At 59.0% G+C, this 20,457-nt stretch carries 18 protein-coding genes and 1 pseudogene; 8 read left to right on the forward strand and 11 right to left on the reverse strand.

Annotation, left to right across the window (positions count from 1 at the left end; translation table 11 throughout):
- Positions 1 to 12 precede the first annotated feature (12 nt).
- From AO388_RS26425 to AO388_RS26435, 3 genes are all read right to left on the reverse strand, one after another.
- Positions 13 to 1,014, reverse strand: coding sequence for an NADP-dependent oxidoreductase (locus AO388_RS26425; protein ID WP_003369921.1), 1,002 nt, complete (start codon positions 1,012 to 1,014; stop codon positions 13 to 15).
- Positions 1,015 to 1,073: 59 nt separating this feature from the next.
- Positions 1,074 to 1,862 carry an SDR family NAD(P)-dependent oxidoreductase gene (locus AO388_RS26430; protein WP_003369923.1) on the reverse strand — a complete coding sequence of 263 codons (789 nt, stop codon included), beginning with the start codon at positions 1,860 to 1,862 and terminating at the stop codon, positions 1,074 to 1,076.
- Positions 1,863 to 2,118: 256 nt separating this feature from the next.
- Positions 2,119 to 2,721, reverse strand: a complete 603-nt coding sequence (locus AO388_RS26435) for a TetR/AcrR family transcriptional regulator (RefSeq protein WP_003434607.1) — start codon at positions 2,719 to 2,721, stop codon at positions 2,119 to 2,121.
- 117 nt (positions 2,722 to 2,838) lie between these two features.
- Here AO388_RS26435 and AO388_RS26440 point away from each other — a divergent pair, with 117 nt between their 5' ends.
- Positions 2,839 to 3,702, forward strand: coding sequence for an alpha/beta hydrolase (locus tag AO388_RS26440; RefSeq protein WP_058417448.1), 864 nt, complete (start codon positions 2,839 to 2,841; stop codon positions 3,700 to 3,702).
- Positions 3,703 to 3,919: 217 nt separating this feature from the next.
- A complete protein-coding gene (locus AO388_RS26445; protein ID WP_058397086.1) occupies positions 3,920 to 4,234 on the forward strand; it encodes a hypothetical protein in 315 nt (104 codons plus the stop codon).
- A 112-nt stretch (positions 4,235 to 4,346) separates the two neighbouring features.
- On the opposite strand, the gene AO388_RS30520 is transcribed toward AO388_RS26445, so the two are convergent.
- From AO388_RS30520 to AO388_RS26465, 5 genes and pseudogenes are all read right to left on the reverse strand, one after another.
- A complete protein-coding gene (locus tag AO388_RS30520) occupies positions 4,347 to 5,186 on the reverse strand; it encodes a methyl-accepting chemotaxis protein (protein WP_371857162.1) in 840 nt (279 codons plus the stop codon).
- Positions 5,187 to 5,201: 15 nt separating this feature from the next.
- A pseudogene (locus AO388_RS30525) lies at positions 5,202 to 6,341 on the reverse strand (HAMP domain-containing protein); the annotation flags it as partial.
- Positions 6,342 to 6,398: 57 nt separating this feature from the next.
- Complete coding sequence (locus AO388_RS26455) at positions 6,399 to 6,722, reverse strand: hypothetical protein (RefSeq protein WP_057456577.1); 324 nt, start codon at positions 6,720 to 6,722, stop codon at positions 6,399 to 6,401.
- Position 6,723: 1 nt separating this feature from the next.
- Positions 6,724 to 8,802 (reverse strand): hybrid sensor histidine kinase/response regulator, encoded by a 2,079-nt coding sequence (locus tag AO388_RS26460; RefSeq protein ID WP_032609672.1) that lies wholly within the window; start codon positions 8,800 to 8,802, stop codon positions 6,724 to 6,726.
- Positions 8,803 to 9,091: 289 nt separating this feature from the next.
- Positions 9,092 to 10,543 (reverse strand): NCS1 family nucleobase:cation symporter-1, encoded by a 1,452-nt coding sequence (locus tag AO388_RS26465; protein WP_058417449.1) that lies wholly within the window; start codon positions 10,541 to 10,543, stop codon positions 9,092 to 9,094.
- 343 nt (positions 10,544 to 10,886) lie between these two features.
- On the opposite strand from AO388_RS26465, the gene AO388_RS26470 reads away from it, so the two are divergent.
- A complete protein-coding gene (locus tag AO388_RS26470) occupies positions 10,887 to 11,606 on the forward strand; it encodes a GntR family transcriptional regulator (RefSeq protein WP_058417450.1) in 720 nt (239 codons plus the stop codon).
- 10 nt (positions 11,607 to 11,616) lie between these two features.
- Positions 11,617 to 12,348, forward strand: a complete 732-nt coding sequence (locus AO388_RS26475; RefSeq protein WP_058417451.1) for an aspartate/glutamate racemase family protein — start codon at positions 11,617 to 11,619, stop codon at positions 12,346 to 12,348.
- Positions 12,349 to 12,488: 140 nt separating this feature from the next.
- Here AO388_RS26475 and AO388_RS26480 read toward each other — a convergent pair whose 3' ends face one another.
- Both AO388_RS26480 and AO388_RS26485 read right to left on the reverse strand, forming a co-directional pair.
- Positions 12,489 to 13,724 carry a zinc-dependent alcohol dehydrogenase gene (locus AO388_RS26480; protein WP_058397082.1) on the reverse strand — a complete coding sequence of 412 codons (1,236 nt, stop codon included), beginning with the start codon at positions 13,722 to 13,724 and terminating at the stop codon, positions 12,489 to 12,491.
- 103 nt (positions 13,725 to 13,827) lie between these two features.
- On the reverse strand, positions 13,828 to 14,733 hold the full coding sequence (locus AO388_RS26485; RefSeq protein ID WP_058417452.1) for a LysR family transcriptional regulator: 906 nt from the start codon (positions 14,731 to 14,733) through the stop codon (positions 13,828 to 13,830).
- A gap of 161 nt (positions 14,734 to 14,894) precedes the next feature.
- On the opposite strand from AO388_RS26485, the gene AO388_RS26490 reads away from it, so the two are divergent.
- From AO388_RS26490 to AO388_RS26500, 3 genes are read left to right on the forward strand one after another with little or no spacing between them, the layout of a single operon-like run.
- Complete coding sequence (locus tag AO388_RS26490) at positions 14,895 to 15,785, forward strand: NAD(P)-dependent oxidoreductase (RefSeq protein WP_058417453.1); 891 nt, start codon at positions 14,895 to 14,897, stop codon at positions 15,783 to 15,785.
- Positions 15,786 to 15,788: 3 nt separating this feature from the next.
- Positions 15,789 to 17,306: an aldehyde dehydrogenase family protein gene (locus AO388_RS26495; RefSeq protein WP_003434615.1), complete on the forward strand. Its 1,518-nt coding sequence runs from the start codon at positions 15,789 to 15,791 to the stop codon at positions 17,304 to 17,306.
- Positions 17,307 to 17,310: 4 nt separating this feature from the next.
- The gene (locus AO388_RS26500; protein ID WP_054080897.1) at positions 17,311 to 18,468 is read left to right on the forward strand and encodes a M20 aminoacylase family protein; all 1,158 of its coding nucleotides are present in this window, start codon (positions 17,311 to 17,313) and stop codon (positions 18,466 to 18,468) included.
- Positions 18,469 to 18,592: 124 nt separating this feature from the next.
- Here the strand turns inward: AO388_RS26500 and AO388_RS26505 are convergent, their stop codons facing one another.
- Positions 18,593 to 19,519, reverse strand: coding sequence for a LysR family transcriptional regulator (locus AO388_RS26505; RefSeq protein ID WP_032609679.1), 927 nt, complete (start codon positions 19,517 to 19,519; stop codon positions 18,593 to 18,595).
- 151 nt (positions 19,520 to 19,670) lie between these two features.
- Between AO388_RS26505 and AO388_RS26510 the strand changes: the two genes are divergently transcribed.
- Positions 19,671 to 20,453, forward strand: coding sequence for a YqcI/YcgG family protein (locus tag AO388_RS26510; protein WP_003434618.1), 783 nt, complete (start codon positions 19,671 to 19,673; stop codon positions 20,451 to 20,453).
- Positions 20,454 to 20,457: the final 4 nt, after the last annotated feature.

The raw sequence follows: 20,457 nt of genomic DNA on the forward strand, positions 1-20,457 counted from the left end.
TTGAATAAACGCTTACTTGATCTTCACGACGACCTTGCCTTTGGCACGGCCCTGGCCCAGGTATTCAAGCCCTTCGCTGGCCTGTTCAAACGCAAAGACCCTGTCAATCACCGGTGTTATGTGACCACTTTCGAGCAACCTGGCGATGTCGCCAAGTTGAGCGCCATCCGCGCGAACAAACAGAAACGAGTACGACACATTCTTCTTCCTCGCCAGGCGCATGATTCTGCGGCTCATCAACCCGAATACGAAGGTGAAGAAGACATTCATCCGCCGAGCCCTGGCGAATACCTTATCCAGCGGGCCGACCAGGGATACGATCCTGCCGCCGGGCTTGAGGATGCCGACAGCTCTTTCAAGGTCGTCTCCCCGGGTGGTGCCGAGCACGAGGTCAACGTCGTGCAGCACTTGTTCAAATGCCTGCTCTTTGTAATTCACGACTTCATCTGCGCCCAGGCTGCGAACCAGCTCCATATTCCCCGCGCTGGTGGTCGTGGCCACTGTGGCGCCCAGGTGTTTGGCCAGCTGGATGGCGAAGGTGCCGATACCTCCAGACCCGGCCGGTATGAACACCTTCTGGCCCGCTTTAAGAGGGGCGCGTTCCTTGAATGCCTGCCACGACGTAAGCCCGACCATCGGGATGGAGGCGGCCTGAACAAAGTCCAGATTGGCGGGTTTCAATGCGGCAGCGTGTTCCGGTACGGCGGCGAACTGGGCGATGGCGCCCCCACGCAGTTCGAACAGGCTCGCGAATACTGCGTCGCCTGCCTTGAAACGAGTGACTGCGCTGCCTACTTGAATGACCATGCCTGCCAGATCGCTGCCCATGGTGGCCGGTAGTTGCAACTTCACTACAGGCTTGAAGACCCCCGTAGTGATGATGTTGTCGATCGGGTTCAACCCGGCCGCGTGAACTTCCACCAACAGTTCGTCAGGTTTGATGGCCGGTATGGGGACGTGGGTAATCGCAATCTCAGGCGACTTGCCGTACTTTTCGAATGTCAGTGCTTTCATGACGCTCTGATTCCAGTATCGTCGAACAAGGGTGTGCATCTGCCGCGGCTTGACCCGCCTCAGGCTTGCGGGCGATAGCGCTCGGCCGCCTGAGCCTGTCGAATGTCCGACAACAGCCCTTGCCGCGCCTCATCCAGCGAGTCCCAACGACCCGCTACATGCAGCGGCGGAATGGTCACCTGCTCGCGGCGGTCGTAGCCCACCAGTGCCGCATCAACCAGTTCGTCGACGTCCATCACCTCTGCAATCGTGTTCAGATCGATCCCCGCACGCTCCCAGATTTCGGTACGCGTAGCCGCCGGGAGCACCGCCTGGACGTAGACGCCGTTGGGCGCCAATTCCACGTTCATTCCCTGGGAAAGGAACAGCACGTAGGCCTTGGTCGCACCGTAGACCGACATGCCGAACTCTGGCGCAAAGCCCACCACCGAACCGAGGTTAACGATCGAGCCCGAGCCGGACTGCGCGAAACGTGGGGCCACGGCGGCCGCAAGGCGTGTCAGGGCGACGATATTGAGGGCGACAAGCTTGTCGATGGACTCGGCGTTCTGTTGCGCGAACCCTCCGGATTGAGCAATGCCCGCGTTGTTGATCAGCACACCGATGCTGGCGTCCTCACGCAGGCGGGTTTCCAGAGCTGTGAGGTCGGCAGCTTGAGTCAAATCGGCCTGAATGACTTCAACGGCAACGCCGTTTTCTTCACGAAGGCGTGCTGCCAGATCATCAAGACGTGCCTTGTCACGAGCGACCACTACGAGATTGTGACCGCGACGGGCAAATCGTTCGGCATATACCGCGCCGATGCCGCTGGAAGCACCGGTAATGAGAACAGTGGATGGCGTTGTCATGGAGGATGTACTCGTAAACTGCGTGGAGGAGATGGCAGTTATGATTACGATCAAAATCTAAATTGTCAACGTATTGATGTCGATCGACATCAAAAATAGGCCGTGCTGATCCTGCTCGGGTTTCGGAAGGGGACGTGGGGAACATCATGGGAAGACGTGCGGGCAAATTGCATGCACACCGCCGAAACCGCTTCTGCGCAAGCGCAGTCACGACGGCGGTTGTGTATCGATCTGATGGAGGTCTGTGCGTCTGTTTTCAGTCTGACGGCATAAGCACGGCGCATGTCATCAATTGCAGTACCGACTCGGCAGAGGGAATAGGGGGGGTATTCGTCTTTCTGTCGATGGTCAGGGAAGCGTAGCCATGCGCGGTGCTCCAGGCGAGGAAGGTGCGCTGTTCAAGCAGTTCCGGGTCGGGCTCGCTACCGTATTTTGTTATCCAGGCGTTGCGTATCGACTGGCGGAGGACTTGCAGCGCACGTTCACCCGATTCGAGAAGCCTGGGCAACGTGCGGTTTACACCCGCGCCAAACATCAACCGGAAGTGCTCCGGGTAACTTTTGGCGAAACTTACATAACCAATGCCGCAACCCAGGAGGGTGTCGTCAAGTTCCTGTTGCACGGCAACGATGACGTCGGCCATGCGCTCATACCCATCGGCCACCACCTCCGCCAGCAGATTTTCCAGAGAGCCGAAATGGTGGGCGGGGGCGGCATGAGAGACATTCGCCCTTCTGGCGCACTCGCGCAGTGACATGCCGCGGACTCCCGCTTCCCCCACGATATCCCAGGCGGCCTGACGCAGGACGGCGGGCAGATTGCCGTGGTGGTAGGTCCGTGGGGCGTCTGAAGTCGACATGTAAGGCTCCCTATCATGAAACAAAAGTTATATTCCCATCGGTTCAGCCTATCTTGTCAGTGACAAGATAGACTGTTCTAATGGCGCCAGATCATCTGACGGGCGTGGGGAATAGCGATGAGCGACATCATCAACAGGCTTCGACTATTGACGCTGCGCGGCATGTTCACGCTGAGCAGCCTTATTCTACCGGGCATCACTGGAAGATACCTCGCTCAACGTTTTGTGACTCCTCAGGCGTCCGGACGTGCCAAGGCTGCCGAAATCCTGAGTACAGCGACGGATGTGCAAACCGGTAGCCTTGAATTGGACGGCATCAGAATTGCCACCTATGTCTGGGGCGATCCCTCCAGCCAGCCGTATGTGTTGCTGGCCCACGGCTGGTCAAGTTACGCAATGCGTTTTATTGGATGGGTGCCGTTACTGCGCTCGATGGGCTACGCCGTGGTGGGGTTCGATCAGCCCGCCCACGGGTTGAGCGCAGGCAATATCAGCCACATGACCCAGTTCGTGGCTGTGCAGCAGCACGTGGGACGCCATTTCGGAAAACCTGCGGCGGTGATAGCGCATTCATTGGGCGCTTCATCGATTGTTTTCGCTCAGGAACAGTCGTGGTGCCCTGGTCGTTTTATCCTGATTGCGCCGTTCCTGGCACCTACGGACAGCGTACTTCAACTATTCGATTCGGTCGGTGTTGCCCACACAGTATTCAAACCTTTCGAGGGCGTCCTGCACTCGCTGACCGGACGCCGCTTTGCAGACTACGACGCCAGTTCGCGACTGCCGCTGCTTGATCGTCCCGCCCTGATCATTCATGACCGCCGTGACCGTGAAACACCGTGGGAAAAGGGCGCTCGTTTTGCAGAACTATGGCCGGGGGCGCGTCTGTTTACCACTGAAGGGCTTGGTCACAATCGGCTGATTGATCATCCGTCGGTGATTGCGGAAGCGATGAACTTTCTGAAACCGGATCATCGTTAACGGCACCCGCAACGGATGGCCTTTCCAACGGTTCCACTCTGAAGCGTCTATACGCAGCTTCATGAAATCCGTATGTGCCAGCTGGATCTGGCTCGTTTAATTGCAAGATGAATAACGGAAGCCAGATGCGTTTCCGCTCATCACGAGCTGAGCTTCTTTTAAAAGTCCTGACACAGCCGGACAGGCGAGTCAGCGTCTTCAGAAGTGGGAGGCCGCTATGGGTTTTAATGATTTTTCCGATGAATTGGCGGTGCTTGAAATCGTCCGCAGCGCCAACTTCGTCCGCCCTGGAAAGTTGACGTCCGGTCAAATTTATCTCGCGTTGATACGCCTTCAATCAGACGTTCCGGCGGCCGGGGATTTTATGGCAATGATTGATGAGCTGGTCAAAGAGGGTCTGCTGGTTTCAGCCGCTGTGCTGGAGCACGACATCTCGTTTCCCTATGTCCAGCACATTGTTCTTGGTGTTACCGAAACAGGTGCGGCCGTACTGGAAGACCGGAGTTTTCAGGCTGACCTTTTTTACGTGTAATCGACGGTGCCGTTTCTTGCTTTTGGTGTAGGCGAACTGCCGGATGGGCTGAATGGAACAGTCGAGCAGAGCAGGCCGCTGCCTGACGCTTTCCGGCAGCGGCCTTGCCACGTCAGATTCGGAAACTGCCCACCAACTGCGTCAATCGGGTGGACTGCTGTTCAAGGTCAGTGCACGCGCGCAGGGTCGCGTTCAGGTTCTCTACGCCTTGCTGGTTCAGCGTATTGATCTCGGTGATGTCCACGTTGATCGCTTCCACGACGGCGGTCTGCTCTTCGGTGGCAGTCGCCACCGACTGGTTCATGCCGTCGATTTCGCCGATACGCTCGGTGACGTTTTCCAGACTTGTCACGGCCTTGTTGGCAATCTCGACCGTCTCAACGCTCTCGCGCTGGCTGTCGTTCATGATCGCCACGGCTTCACGAGCACCGGATTGCAACTGCTCGATCATCTCCTGCACCTGACTCGCTGATTCCTGGGTTCGGTGCGCCAGGCTGCGGACTTCATCGGCAACCACGGCAAAACCTCTGCCGGCCTCACCCGCACGCGCGGCCTCGATGGCCGCATTGAGGGCCAGTAGATTGGTCTGTTGGGAGATGCCGGTAATCACGTCGAGGATCTGGCCGATGTTGGCTGTTTTGGTATTCAACGTCTCGATCTGCTCGCTTGCGCTGCTGATGCGTTTGGAGAGACGGCTCATGGCCGAGATGTTCTGCCCGACTACGTCCTGCCCGTTAGATGCCAACGTCCGTGCATCGCTGGAGTGACCCGATGCGCGCGCGGCATTCTGGGCGATCTCCTGCGTTGCGGCGCCCAGTTCATTGATGGCTGCGGCGACGCTGTTGGTGCGGTGGGACTGTTGATCGGAGTTGAGCATCGACGAGTTGGATGCATTCAGTACCCGCTGGGCAACTTCATTGAGCTGCACGGTGGAGGAGGCGACTTCACGCATCGAGTCATGGATTCGCTCTACAAAGAGGTTGAAGCCGTTGCCCAGATAGCCGAACTCGTCCTGGCTCTCGATAATCAGGCGCTTGGTCAGGTCACCTTCGCCGGCAGCGATATCGTGCATGGCGCGGCCCATCAGGTTCAGTGGCCGCAGCAGGACACTCAGGAGCATGCCCAGCAGCAGGATGATCAGCACCACCGCAATCACAGTGGCCACGATGGCCGAGTTTCTGAACTCGCCCAGCGCCGCGTAGGCGATGTCTTTATCCATCGCCACGCCGACGTACCAGTTGACCGATGGCAGACCGTCCACGTGAGCGAAGGTAAGGATCTGTGTCTTGCCGGCATATTCGCTTTCACTGAGGTCTTGCGACAGCTTCGGTGTGTTCGTCGGGTAGACTTCGGCCAGCGTCTTCATCACCAGCGAGGTGTCCGGATGAACCAGAATGCGGCCATTCGCATCGACCAGGAACGCGTATCCGTCGCCGTGCAGTCGCAGTGAACTGATCATCTTCACCAGGATTTCCAGGCTCAGGTCGCCGCCAATCACGCCGGCCACGCCAGACTCACCCTTGATCGGTGTGGCAAGGGTCACGATCAGGCCCTTGGTCACGGCGTCCAGATACGGCTCGGTGAGGATGGTTTTGCCGGCGCGAACGGCATCGACATACCACGGCCGCGTTCGCGGGTCGTAATCGGCCGGCATGTCATCAGGCGGCTGGGTGACGAAGGAGCCATCACTTCTGCCCTGGTAAATGCTCATGAAGGTGGCGATCAGCGTGGGTTGGCCGAGCACCCGATTCTGCTCTTGCGCGGACTGAGGCGAAGAGGCGTTCTCCGCCAGGTTCTCTACCAGAAGAATTCGCCCTGAAAGCCAGTTACGGATATTGCCAGCGGTGCTTTCGCCCGTCTGGTTAAGGTTCTCCTTGAGCTGCACGCGCAACGCATTGCGCTGCAGATAATCGTTGTAGAAGGTGAACAGTGTGAAGGCGGCGATCACCACAAGGGACGCTGCCAAGAGGATTTTATGACTGAATTTTAACGATGTTCTCATGCCGGTATGAGCCTTTAGAGGGGTATTACGCAAGGAGTCATAGGTAGCGGGTAAAGCTGGGGTGGTTATCGGCGGGAATCGATGTTTATGAATGTCATATGTCATATAAATGACAAAACACCTGAAAGTTTCATCCTTCAGTTCAGAATGAGGCTGTCAATTTCAGTAGGCAGGGTGATTCAAATCGAGATACCACTGTGCATAAGGCGTGTTTTTCACCTTGCGCCGATTGAAGTCCTCGGCGCCATCGGTCCACCAGACCTCACCGCGCTCGCCAAGCGCAACCTTGGCCTTGTCCACACTGGTCCGAGCCGTCTTCAAGGCTTCGGGGTCTTCGGACGCCTTGGCGGCCTTGACTGCACGACGTGCAGCCATCAGCTCATCCACCAGATGCTGGCGGACGTCGTCGCTCAAAGAGGGATTGGAGCACCGCCAGAGTTGGTCCCTGACCACAAAATACCGACCGTCAGGCGTGGTCGGATTCAACCTACGAAAACCCGCGGGCGACTGCGTCAGCGCCGATCAGGCCTGTCACTCGCCCGGCCAGCGCATCCAGCCCGAACGGCTTGGTGAGCACTTGCGTGCAAGGCCGCAGGTGGCAATCGTCCAGCACGGATGTTTTGGCATAACCGGTGATGAACAGGGTCGGCAGGCCCGGTCGACAGTCGCCTGCCGCATCGGCCATTTCCCGGCCATTCATGCCGCCCGGCAAGCCTATGTCACTGATCAACAGGTCGATGCGTGTGTCCGACTGCAGGATCTGCAAACCTGACTGTGCGTCTGCCGCTTCCAGGCAGTTGTAGCCCAGACCGCTGATGACTTCGGCGACGAGCATCCTCACCGAGGGTTCGTCGTCCACGATCAGGACGGTTTCGCCGGTGTGATGCGGCGGTTCTTCAATGACTTCCGGCTCGACGGGGCGGGGAGCATTTTCAGCAGTGTGGCGTGGCAGGTGCATGACCACGCTGGTGCCCTGGCCTTCGACCGATTCGACGCGAATCTGCCCGCCGGACTGGCGCACAAAACCATACACCATCGACAGCCCGAGACCGGTGCCGGCACCTATGGGCTTGGTGGTGAAGAACGGTTCGAAGGCTTTGGCGGCAATGTCCGGACTCATGCCGATGCCCGTGTCGGTGACCCGTATGCTCAGGTGCTCGCCGGCAGGAATGCCATGGTCCGGATCGGTGCACTCTTCAAGGGACGCGTTAGCGGTCTCGATGATAATGCGCCCGCCGTTGGGCATCGCGTCACGGGCGTTCAGGCACAGGTTCAGAAGCGAGCTTTCCAGCTGGGCATGATCGATCAGCGCAGGCCATAGATCATTCTGGGCGACGACCTTTATGTCTATCTCCGGGCCGACGGTACGGGCGATCAACTCTTCCATGTCATGAATCAACCCGTTGACGTCGGTGACTCTCGGCGACAGTGTCTGGCGTCGGGAGAACGCCAGCAGACGGTGAGTCAGCGACGCCGCGCGGCGTACTGCGCCCTGGGCGACCGACACGTAACGGTCAACATCGCCGACGCGCCCCTGAGCCAACCGTTTGGTGATCAGTTCCAGGCTGCCGGAAATACCGGCCAGCAGGTTGTTGAAGTCATGAGCGATGCCTCCGGTCAGTTGCCCGACGGCATCCATCTTCTGCGAGTGGCGCAGGGCGTCTTCGATCTGCTCGCGTTCGAAAACGGCTTGTTCGATGCGCTGTTCGAGTGTCTGATTGAGTTCTCTGACCGCTTCTTCGGCTTTTTTTCTGGCGGTGACATCAACCGACGAGCCGATCAGACCGATCACCTCGCCGTTTTCATCGAGCAGGGGCGCTTTGGTCGAGAGCCACGTCGCTGCAGAGCCGTCAGGCAGGTTGACGTGTTCTTCGATCTGTTCGCTGACATTGTTCTGCATGATCCGGCGGTCGGTTTCCATGAGCACCCGTGCCTGCTGCGGATCATCCAGAAACTCCAGGTCCGTCTTGCCGATGAAAAACGCGGGCGGCTTGCCGATCAGTTCAGCGGTGCCACGATTGGCGACCAGCATGCGACCCTCGAGATCCTTGGCGTAGACGACGCCGGGAACGGCAGCCGTGAATATCCTCAGCAACTCGTTGAGCCGGTCGCGCTCCTCTTCAGCCGTGCGACGGCTGTCTATATCGAGCAATACGCCCGGACTGCGAACAGGTTTGCCGCGACTATCGCGCTCGATTCGTCCGCTGGCTTCGATCCAGCGATAAAGACCGTCTTCATGCAGAACCCGGTATTCGCATCGGTAGGTTTCGCTGCTTTGAAGCGCGTCCTCGATTGACTTGTCGACTCTGGCCGAGTCGTCGGGATGAATGGAGGCAATCACCAGTTCCAGTGGCAAGCCTTTGGCGCACAGCTTCGGGGACAAACCGAAGGTCCGGGCAAAACGCTCATCGCCGGTCAACTGATCGGCAATGATGTCCCACACCCAAGTGCCGACAACTGCCCCTGAATCCAGGGCGAGTTGTAGTAGCTGCTCGGCCGCTTCCTGCTCCGAAGGCGGGGGTGGCTGGGGGGCAAATGGCCTGCCGCCAGAAACATCATTGCTCATCACTATCGACCCACTTGAACGCCTGGTTCACAAAGACTCAGTCATAGGGCAGCGCAGCGGCCTGAAAGTTGTACAAAATTTATTCTATTTTGTGCCTGATGCCTCACAGAGTGATCAGTGACACTCGATCATTCCATGATTCTGGATAGGGTGATATTAAATTAATATCATTTGAGGTGCGCGCTATTTTCAGCGGAGCAGGCAGGGCAGCGCTTTCAGGTCATGCCGGGCTCGGCGAGTCACCTGAAAGCGCTGGTTTCATTCAAGTATTCAGCGTCCTGCGAACGTCTCAATGCTGGCCGACGGGCGCAGGCAGGTTGGCAGCCTGCACCGGCGACCAGCGGGTTAGCGCATAAAACACTGCGCCGCCCAGGATGCAACCGGTAAACCAGGCGAAGTTGGCAATCGGCTTGAACCACTCGACAAAGGTGAAGCACAGACCGACCAGTGCAGTGAGCAGCAATGCCTTGACCGCGATCCAGTTGACGCCGTTGGTGTACCAGTAACGACCGCTTGGCGTGTCATTGAACAGGGCGTCGACGTCGATCTGCTGTTTCTTGATCAGGTAGTAATCCACCAGCAGGATGCCGAACAGCGGGCCGATGCAGGCCGCCAGCACGTCCAGGGTGTAATGGATCACTTCCGGGTTGTTGAACAGGTTCCAGGGGGTGATGAAGATCGACGCTACGGCAGCGATCATGCCGCCTGCACGCCAGCTGATGCGGCTGGGCGCCACGTTGGCGAAGTCGAAGGCAGGGGAAACGAAGTTGGCGACGATGTTGATACCGACCGTCGCGGTCACGAAAGTAAAGGCGCCGAGCAGCACGGCCGTGGTGTTATCGATGCGCGCGACGGTCGCGATCGGGTCGTGGATCATCTCACCGAAAATCGGCAATGTGCCCGAGACGATCACCACCGTTACCAGTGAAAACGCCAGAAAATTCACCGGCAAGCCCCAGAAATTGCCGCGGCGCACGTCGGCTATGCTGCGGCAATAGCGGCTGAAATCACCGAAGTTCAGCGTCGGCCCGGAGAAATACGAGACCACCAGCGCGATGGCCATGACCACTTGCCCGAACGCCGCCCAGCCGGACAACTCTTTTTCAGCCAGGGTGAAACTGATGTTGTCCCAGCCGGCGCGCCAGACAATCCAGCCTGCCAGCGCGAACATCACCGCGTAAACGGCAGGACCGGCCCAGTCGATGAAACGTCTGATCGACTCCATGCCGGTCCAGAACACAGCAGCCTGAACCACCCACAACGCCAGAAAGCCGGACCAGCCAAGCCACGACAGCCCGAGAAAGGTCACATTCTGATACGCAGCCAGTTCCGGGAAGAAACGCAGCACCACGATCACTAGCGCGCTGGACGCCAGGTAGGTTTGAATGCCGTACCACGCCACCGCGATCAGCCCGCGAATGATGGCGGGAATGTTGGCACCGAAGACGCCGAAGGCCAGGCGGCAGATGACCGGGTAGGGCACGGCGGCTTGCTGACTGGGTTTGGCGACCAGATTGGCGATCACTTGAATGATGCAGATCCCCACCAGCAGCGCGATCAGCACTTGCCAACTGGCCAGGCCCAGAGCGAACAGACTGGCCGCGAAAACGTAGCCGCCGACGCTGTGCACGTCGCTCATCCAGAACGCCAGGATGTTGTACCAGGTCCACTTCTGCGGCACCGGCCCCAGATCGTGGTTGTGCAAGCGCGGGCTGTACCCGGTCGGGCGTTGATCTGTCATTGCGTGACTCCCTCGGTGTGTCGTGACGGGATCGGAGTACGATCGGCGATTTTTTTGTATACGATCGTGTACGCAAAACATGTGCCATACGATTTCTATTCGGCCGGGAATGGCCGCGAGTCTTGTTTCAGGGCGCTTGTACCGAGACGGGTGGGTAAATCAGACAGGTTCGAACCTGCGCCTGAAGTGCACGTAAACAGGGCGCTTTTGCTCATTTACGGTGCGATTCATGCGTTTTCGACTGAGGAGCCATTTGGCGCGCTGCTAAATTGCGCTACTCATCATGTTCCGCATCAGGCACTATTCTTGTATACGATCTGTAATGCCAATGTGATGTGAAGCCATGATCCGATCTGACAGTGCCCCGTTGTTTCTCACGCCTTCTGCCGATGAAAAAGGCCGTGATGAACAGATTTACCAGCATGTACTGGAAGCTATCGTCGAACATCGGCTCGCTCCGGGGACGCGCTTGCCCGAGGACGCTTTGGCCGACGTATTCGAGATCAGCCGTACCGGCATTCGCAAGGTCTTGCAGCGTCTGGCGCTGGAACGACTGGTGACCCTGCGCCCCAAGCGCGGCGCAGAGGTTGCGCAACCGTCGGCTCAGGAGGCACAGGATGTATTGGGTGCAAGGCAACTGATCGAGCCCGCGCTGATGGCCGATATCGCCACGCGAGTCGCCGGTCAGTGCCTGCGAGCCCTGCGCGCGCTCTGCGATCAGGAGCATGAGGCGCAACACGCCGGGCGCCACAGCGAAGCGATTCAATTGTCGGCGCGTTTCCATGTGCAACTGAGCGCGCTGGCGGGTAATCAGGTGTTGACCGAGCAGGTTGCGCAACTCACCACGCGGTCTTCGTTGATTGTGGCGGTGTACGGCTCGCGACGCAGTGTCGGCTGTGATTGTGGCCAGCATGTTGACTTGCTGACCTTGCTCGAAAGCGGGCAGGGCGAACAGGCACGTGAATGGATGGCCGAGCATCTACGGCGCATCCGTGCCAGCCTGAATGTGGATGCGCCGGTCAGCGAGACAGTGGATTTTCATAGCATTTTCAAACGGCGCTGAAGGAGTTCCGGTGCGTATTCAAGTAATCAACCCCAACACCAGCGAAGCCATGACCCACAAGATTGGCCTCGCGGCGCAAGCCATTGCGCGCCCCGGTACGCAGATTCTTGCGTGCAGCCCCGATGATGGCCCGTTGTCTATCGAAGGTCATTTTGACGAAGCGATCGCGACCCTTGGCGTGCTGGAAGAAATACGCAAAGGCCGTGAGCAGCAGGTCGACGCGCACATCATCGCCTGTTTCGGCGACCCCGGCCTGCTGGCGGCACGCGAGTACGCCAGCGCCCCGGTGATCGGTATCGCCGAAGCGGCTTTTCACATGGCCAGCCTGATTTCTACCCGTTTCGCCGTGGTCACCACACTGACCCGCACCCGGATCATCGCCGAACATCTGCTGCAGCGTTATGGCTTAAGTGAATTATGCACATCGGTGCGCTGTATCGATCTGCCGGTGCTGGCGCTGGAGGAAAGCGGGCCGGAGCTCATCGAATGCATGGCCGAACAAGCCCGTCGCGCCCGTGATGACGAAGGGGCGGGAGCCATTGTGCTGGGTTGCGGCGGGATGGCGGATCTGGGCAGGCAGTTGAGCGAAGCGATCGGCCTGCCGGTCATCGACGGCGTGGCTGCGGCGGTGAAACTGGCCGAATCGCTGGTGGATCTGGGCCTGACCACCAGCAAACACGGCGACCTGGCCGACCCCATCGGCAAACCGTTCAAAGGCCGGTTTGCCTACCTGAGCCGTTGATGGCTTCTGCCCGAAGGGCGTAGGAGCGAACGTGTTCGCGAAAGGGGCGGCATGAACGATGAATATTCATCGTCTGAATACCGTTCGCGAACAGGTTTGCTCCTGCGGCCTTAGGCCAGAATCAAAAGCGAACTTGTATCTCACATAGCCGGCACGCCACCCCCGACCAAGGCTTCGGTCGTGTCGTCGGGCACCACAATCGTGTTGTTGCCCGGCGTCAGGATGACCTTGCGGCAATCCTCTTCCTTTTTGTCGAACAGCTTGTAGCCCTTCGCCGCATCTTCCAGTGACATCCGGTGCGTGATGATAGCTTCGGGTTCCAGGCGGCCGGCCTCAATGTGTTCCAGCAGTTCAGGCATGAAGCGATGCACGTGGGTCTGGCCCATCTTGAAGGTCAGGCCCTTGTCGAACGCATCGCCGAACATGAACCCGTGGATGAAACCGGCATATACGCCTGGCACACTGACCACGCCGCCACGTCTTACCGCCGCGATGCACTGACGCAACGCCTTGCCGCTGCTGCCTTCCAGCTTCAGCGTGGCCAGGATGGTTTCAGTGGTGCTGCCCTTGGCCTCGAAACCCACCGCATCCACAACGCCGTCCACGCCACGCATGCCAGCAGTCTGGCGGATGATCGTGTCGGCCGGATCATCATCTTCGTCGAAGTTGATCGGGATCACGCCGTAGGTTTTCTGCGCATAGGCCAGACGGTACGGGTGGTGATCAACCATGAAGATCTTCTCCGCACCGAGCATTTTTGCGCACGCTGCGCTCATCAGGCCGACCGGGCCAGCCCCATAAATGGCAACAGTCGAGCCTTGGCCTATCCCGGCGTTGAGTACAGCCTGCCAGGCGGTGGGGAGAATATCGGAGAGGAACAGAACCTTCTCGTCAGCCAGCGTGCCCGGCACCTTGAACGGACCGACATTGGCCTTGGGCACGCGCACGTATTCAGCCTGGCCGCCCGGGACGCCGCCATACAGATGGCTGAAGCCGAATAGCGCCGCTCCTGGTGGAATCGACTTTTTGTTAAGAATCGCGCCACGTCCGGTGTTGGTGGTTTCGCAGGCCGCGAACAGGTCGATGTTGCAGAAAAAACAGCTGCCGCAGGCGATGACGAACGGGATCACCACGCGATCGCCTTTGGCCACGGCCGTGACGGCCGAGCCGGTTTCTTCCACGACGCCCATGAACTCGTGACCGAAAATGTCGCCATGTTCAACCGTAGGGATTTTGCCGCGATACAAGTGCAGGTCGGAACCGCAGATAGCCGTCGCGGTTACGCGCAGAATGATGTCATCCGCTTGCTCGATCACGGGGTCCGGCACCGTGTCGACCTTCACATTGTTCGCACCGTGGTAAGTCAAGGCTCTCATGGTTAATCCTCAATGGCAGCAGGAATTCCGCTCCGTTACTGAAGATGAACCATGAGATTTTTGTTGGTTCAGCGCGATTGGTCGACGTGGGACTAACGGTAGGTCAGTTGCGGAACGCCGTCATATCCTGCAACAGCATGCCCATCAGGCGGTTGGCGCCGACACTCAGTTGACGGCCCAGGCGGCTGATCAGGTGGGTCTGCGGGGTGCTGAACACCTCATGCTGCAAGGGCAGGGCCCGCAATGTTCCGGCCTTTATTTCTTCCTCCACGACAAAGGTCGGCAGCAGCGTGACGCCACCCTGCATGGCGAAATGCTTGAGCATGGCGAAAGTGCTGCAGGTCAGCGTCGGCTGCACAGTGATGCCCAACTGGTGCTCGGCTTGCAGCAGAATCTGGCGGATACCGTAAGACACTGCGGGCAGGGCGACACGGTAGTCTTCAAGTGCCTGCAGCTTTATCGGGCCTGGTTCTTCCGCCAGCGGATGATTCGGCGCGGTGATCACACAGACCGGTTGACGCTGATGCGCATGCGAGCGGATTTTCGGGTCGGCAGCCGGGTTGAAGACCAGGCCGATGTGCGCTTCATCCTCGACCACCTGGCGAATCACTTCGTTGCTGCCACACACGTTCACGATCAGTTCGATCCTGGGGTACAGCTCGGAAAACCGGGCCAGCGGCTGCGCGAGACTCTCCAGAAACCCCTCTCCGGAGACCAGCGTCACCGAGCCGCTGTGCAAGCCTTTCAGAGCCTGAATCGAATCCAGCAGGACCTCCTGCTGCGTCAGTCGCTGGCGGTAGTAGGCCAACACCTTTTCGCCCGCCTCGGTCGGTTTGACGCCGCGTCGATGACGCTCCAGCAGTGGAGAGCCCAGCTCCTGTTCCAGTTGCGCGATCTGACGGCTGACCGCCGAAGGCGCAACGTTGAGGAAGTCGGCAGCAGCCCGGACGCTGCCCAATCGTACGGCTTCGAAAAAATACAGGATGCGTCGATCTTGAACGAGGCTCATGGGCTTCCAGTGTTGCGCTAAAGGCAACATAAATTCGATTTTTGGATTATTGCTGAGAGGGGAGAGCGCTGTCCATACTCGAATCATCAGCACATTGCAGGCCGAAAGGGCCCGCAGCGTCATCCTCTAATTCGTACAAAATCTTTGATCGGGATGCAGACATGACTTTGAAAGCAGGTGTGATCGGATTGGGCAACATGGGCGGCGGCATGGCTGCGACGCTGGCGGGCAAGGGCTTTGATGTCAGCGGCTTCGACCTGTCGCAGGCCGCGCTGGCCCAGGCCGAAAGCAAGGGCGTCAAGCCGGTTGCCGATCGCACGCAACTGATTCAAGGCGTGGACATTCTGATCCTCTCGCTGCCCAAGGCCGAGCATGTGGAATCGGTGTGCCTCGGCGCGGGTGGCATCAACGAGGTGGGTCGCAAGGGCCTTATCGTCGTCGATACCACGACGTCAACGCCGGAAATGAGCCGCAAGGTCGCCACCGAACTGGCGAAGAACGGCATCGCGTTCATCGACGCGCCGGTGTCTGGCGGCCCGAAAGGCGCAGCCACCGGCACCATGTCGATGGTCATCGGTGCCGAGGACGCCGACCTGGCGCGCGCCATGCCAATCCTGGAAGGCATGAGCGGGACACGCGTGCACGTCGGGCAATGTGGCGCAGGCAATGTCGCCAAGATCGCCAACAACATGCTCGCCGCCTGTCACCTGATCAGCACTGCCGAAGCCGTGGCGATGGCCGCGCGTGCAGGGGTCGATCCGGAAAAACTTCTGCAGGGCCTGAATGCCGGTTCCGGACGCAGCGGTGCCACGCAAGTGATGTTCCCGACCTGGGTACTCAACAAGGCCTATGACTCGGGTTTCACCATGGGCCTGATGCGCAAGGACGTTGGCCTGGCCAGCGATCTGGCGGACAGCCTGGACATGGACCTGCCGCTGTCGCGCGTCGTCGCACAATTGTGGCAGGCCAGCAGTGAAACCCTGGCGGACAATGAAGACTTCTGCGCCATCGTGCAACGCACCGATGGCAAACTTTACGGTCATGGAGAATAAGCGATGAGCACTGCAAAAATCCTCGAACTGATGCGTCCTTACTGGGGCGATCGCAGTGTCATCGCCAGCTACGTAGGTGGCCAGTTCATCGAAGGTCACGGCGCGCCCGTCGAAGTGCGCAATGCCCATGACGACAGCCTGTTGCTGAGTTTTCCGGATGCCGACGAGTCGTTGGTCGAAGTGGCCGACAAGGCCGCCAGGGCTGCACAACAACAATGGTGGGCACTGACCGCTCAGGCGCGTGGCCGCGCCATGTATCAGGTGGGCAATCTGATTCGTGACGAGCTGGAAAACCTCGCTCAGATTGAATCCCTGACCGCCAACAAGCCGATCCGCGATGCGCGTGTCGAAGTGCTCAAAGTGGCCGAGATGTTCGAGTATTACGCCGGTTGGGCGGACAAGCTGCACGGCGAAATCATCCCGGTGCCGACCACGCACCTGAACTATGTGACCTACGAACCACTGGGCACGGTGTTGCAGATTACGCCCTGGAATGCGCCGATCTTCACCTGCGGCTGGCAGATCGCCCCGGCGATTGCAGCGGGCAACGCGGTCATTCTCAAACCGTCGGAACTGACCCCGCTCAGCTCGCTGATGGTCGGCGTGCTGATCGAGCGTGCCGGCGTGCCGAAAGGGCTGGTCAACGTGATTGCCGGTTTCGGTCATTCCATCGGCCAGGCGTTTATTGCCAAGGCTGACATTCGCAAGGTGGTGTTCGTCGGCTCACCCGCCACTGGCCGGCATATCGCTGTGGCAGCGGCGCAGCGTTGCATTCCTGCGGTGCTGGAACTGGGCGGTAAGTCGGCCAATATCGTGTTCGACGATGCCGACCTGGAAGTCGCCTTGCGCGGTGCCCAGGCTGCGATCTTCTCCGGTGCCGGGCAGAGCTGTGTTTCAGGTTCGCGCCTGTTGGTGCAGGAGTCGATCTTCGAGAAGTTCACCAATGCCCTGGCGGTGGCTGCGACGCAGTTCAAGGTCGGTGACCCGAGCGATCCGGAAACCCAGATCGGCCCGATCAACAACGCCAAGCAATACAGTCATGTGAAAAACATGGTCGAGCAGGCGCTCAAGGACGGCGCAAAACTGGTGGGCGAGCACGCTGATCCGATCCCGGAAAAGCCCGGTTACTACATCAACCCGACCGTTCTGGCGGGCACCAACGCGCTGTATTGCGCGCAGGAAGAAATCTTCGGCCCGGTGGTAGTGGCGATTCCATTCAAGGACGAAGAGGACGCGATCCGCATCGCCAACGACAGTCGTTTCGGTCTGGCCGGTGGTGTCTGGACCCGTGATGTCGGCCGCGCTCACCGCGTTGCAAAGCAAGTGCGAGCGGGGACCTTCTGGGTCAACGGTTACAAGACGATTCACGTCAGTTCGCCGTTCGGCGGCTATGGTGAGAGTGGTTATGGCCGGTCTTCCGGTCTGGATGCCCTGCGCGAGTACAGTGAAGTGAAAAGCGTCTGGGTCGAAACCGCCGCCAAGCCAGCCGCCAGCTTTGGCTATGGCGCGAGTCTGGAGTAAGCACATGTCCATTTCAAAGACGTTGATTGACGAAGCCACCGTGTGGCGCCGCACCCTCCACGCCGCGCCGGAACTGGGGTTCCAGGAGCTGAAAACCTCTGACAAGGTGGCTGAGTTGCTGAGCGGTTTCGGCATCGAGATCCACCGAGGTCTGGGCGGCACTGGCGTGGTTGGCACCCTGCGTAATGGTGACGGGCCGACCATCGGCCTGCGTGCCGACATGGATGCCTTGCCGATTCAGGAGCTGGGCGACAGCGTTCACAAGTCGACCCACAAGGGCTGCATGCACGCCTGCGGTCACGATGGCCACACCGCGATCCTGCTGGCCACCGCCAGGCATCTGGCCGAGACTCGCCGCTTTCGCGGCACAGTGCATTTCGTCTTCCAGCCTGCCGAAGAGAACCTCGGCGGCGCACAGCGAATGATCGAAGACAGGCTGTTCGAGCGCTTTCCGATGGAAGCCATCTACGGCCTGCACAACTGGCCGGGTGTGCCTGCGGGCAAGGTTGTGATCAATCCGGGTCCGATGATGGCCTCGCTCGACACCTTTGAAATCACCCTGACCGGCAAGGGCAGCCACGCGGCCATGCCGGACAAGGGCAATGATCCGATCGTGGCCGCAGCCGAGCTGGTGCTGGGGCTGCAAACCATTGTCTCCCGGCGCCTGTCACCGCTCGACTCGGCGGTGGTCAGCATCACTCAGTTCAATGCCGGTGAGGCGATCAACGTGATCCCGGAAACCGCCACGCTGCGTGGCACCGTGCGTTGCCTGCAAACCCCTGTGCGGGAAAAGGTCCAGCGACTGATCGGCGAGTTCGTCGAGCGTTTGCCGACGGCCTTCGGCGTGCGCGGCGAACTGGTTTACAACGTCGGCTACCCGGTGACCGAAAACCACGTCGAAGCAGCAGCCACGATCCGTCGTGCAGCGGTCGCTGCAGTGGGCGAGGCCAACGTGCAGTGGGGCTGCAACCCGTCGATGGCCTCCGAAGACTTCGCCTTCATGCTGCATGCCTGTCCGGGTGCCTACATCTGGATGGGCGTCGACGGCGAGAAGCCGTCGGCGGCGTTGCACAATCCGTACTACGACTTCAACGACCAGGTCATCGAACCCGGCGTTGCGGTCTGGACCTCGCTGGTGGAGCAGTGTTTGCCGCTGAGTTGAATGGCTCGCATACATATGTCGTAGGAGTGAGCTTGCTCACGAAAGCAATGGTCCAGACGCCCTTTTTTATGGGATTTACTGGCCTCTTCGTGAGCAAGCTCACTCCCACCGGGAACGGACTCCGTCAAGGTGCCGCGAGCAATTCCACTGCAATACCGGATATGTCCGGCAGGCAGGTCAGCAGGTGGTCGCGCAGTTCCAGTACTCGCTGGCGCTTAAAGCTGTCCTGCAGCCAGACCAGGTAATAGGCATCTCCGGTGCCAACCGCCGAGTTGAACGGCAGAAAAACCTGGCCTTCGTTCAGGTCATCAGCGACTAGAAACAGATCGCCAATCGACACACCGTGCCCTCTGACCGCGGCGGTAATGCCCTGATCAAGCGTGTCGAACACCTTGCCTTTGCTCAACGTCACCTGACCGGAGAGGTCCATCCGGTTCAGCCAGCGCCGCCAGTCGCGGCGGTCGCTGGACGGATGGATAAGTTCAGCGGCCTGCAGCCTCTCTGTTCCCCACGGCTGGTCGCCTAACGTGTCTGCCGAGCAGATCGGGATCAGCCACTCATCGAACAGCTTGCAGGTTTCCACCTCGGCACCAAAGTTGCCATTGCCCAGCAGAATCGCGCAGTCGAAAGGCTCCGAATAGAAGTCCACGCTATCAAAGTCCATCCACACGCTGGACAGCTGAACCGGCAGGGCGGGCGCAGGCTTTTTGAAGGACTCCAGCGCGTGCAGCAGCCAGCGCATGGTCAGGGTGGACGGTGATTTGAGGCGCAGATTCGCGCCCTGACCCCGGAAGGGCTGGCAAGCGTCCTCGATAATCCGGAAGCCGATCTTGAGCTGGCTGGACAGCCGCCGGCCCTCGTCACTGAGCGAAAGCCGCGGGCCATTGCGTTCGAACAATCGACAGCCAAGGGTTTCTTCCAGGGTACGAATATGACGGCTGATGGCACTCTGGGTAAGAGATAGCTCCTGCGCAGCACGCGTAAATGAGCATGATCGGGCCGCTACTTCAAAGGCTCTCAGCGCGTAAAGAGGCGGTATACGTTCAGTCATGTGATAACTAACCATGATTATTTGTCATAGTAGGTTACACCTTTTTCCATTTTTCCGCGCACGCGTCTCCGGTCAGAATCGCCGGCTCGTCCACTGTCGTAAAAATCAAACAATAAGGCGGTGTTCTTATCTGCTGCGTGCGTGAGGGAATATGCTGCCCAAGTCCGAAAAGCTGTTGCGCCAATCTGTTGTAAGACATTTGCTGGAAAGTGACACCGCCCTGGAAATGGGCTGGCGGGTTCAGGCTTACAGGCAGTTCGAGCAGGTGCTGAGTGACAAGGGCTTCCCTTGTCTGTTTGGACGCCGTGCCAACAAGTCCGGAAGTTGTCTGCTGCTGTTCATCCCCTGTGAGAATGAGCAACAAGCGCTACGTGACGGCATGGAAGCGTACGTGAAGTTCGTTAATGACACACCACTTGAAGATCGCCTGTTCAACCCGTTGATTGTCATTTTCGAGAAAACCGATTTCAACAGCCTGGCCGAAGAACAGGCCTATGCCTGGGCCACCCTGCAACATTTACATGAAGGTGACCGATCACCCTGGCCGGCCAACGCCTGCACAGACCCTGAAGTGTTCGAGTGGACCTATCACTTCGCCGGACTGCCGATGTTCATCAACATGAGCTTTCCCCGTCACAGCGCGATGAAAAGCCGTTCGCTGGGTGGGCACATTGTGTTTGTGGTCAACCCTCGGGAGAACTTTGACGAGGTGGCAAGCGCCGAGACGGAAAGTGGTCGCAAGGTCAGGGAAAAGATTCGCCAGCGAATCGCCGATTACAACAACGGCGTGGTACCCGACACGCTGGGTTTTTTCGGCGACCGTAGCAGCCTGGAATGGAAGCAATATCAACTGTATGAAGAAGGCGGGCTTTCACTGTCCCGTTGTCCTCTGCACATCAAAGTCGACAAGACTGACCATTTGAACGAGCGTTGAGTAC

It is taken from the genome of Pseudomonas sp. ICMP 10191, assembly GCF_001467335.1.
GTDB lineage: Bacteria > Pseudomonadota > Gammaproteobacteria > Pseudomonadales > Pseudomonadaceae > Aquipseudomonas > Aquipseudomonas cerasi.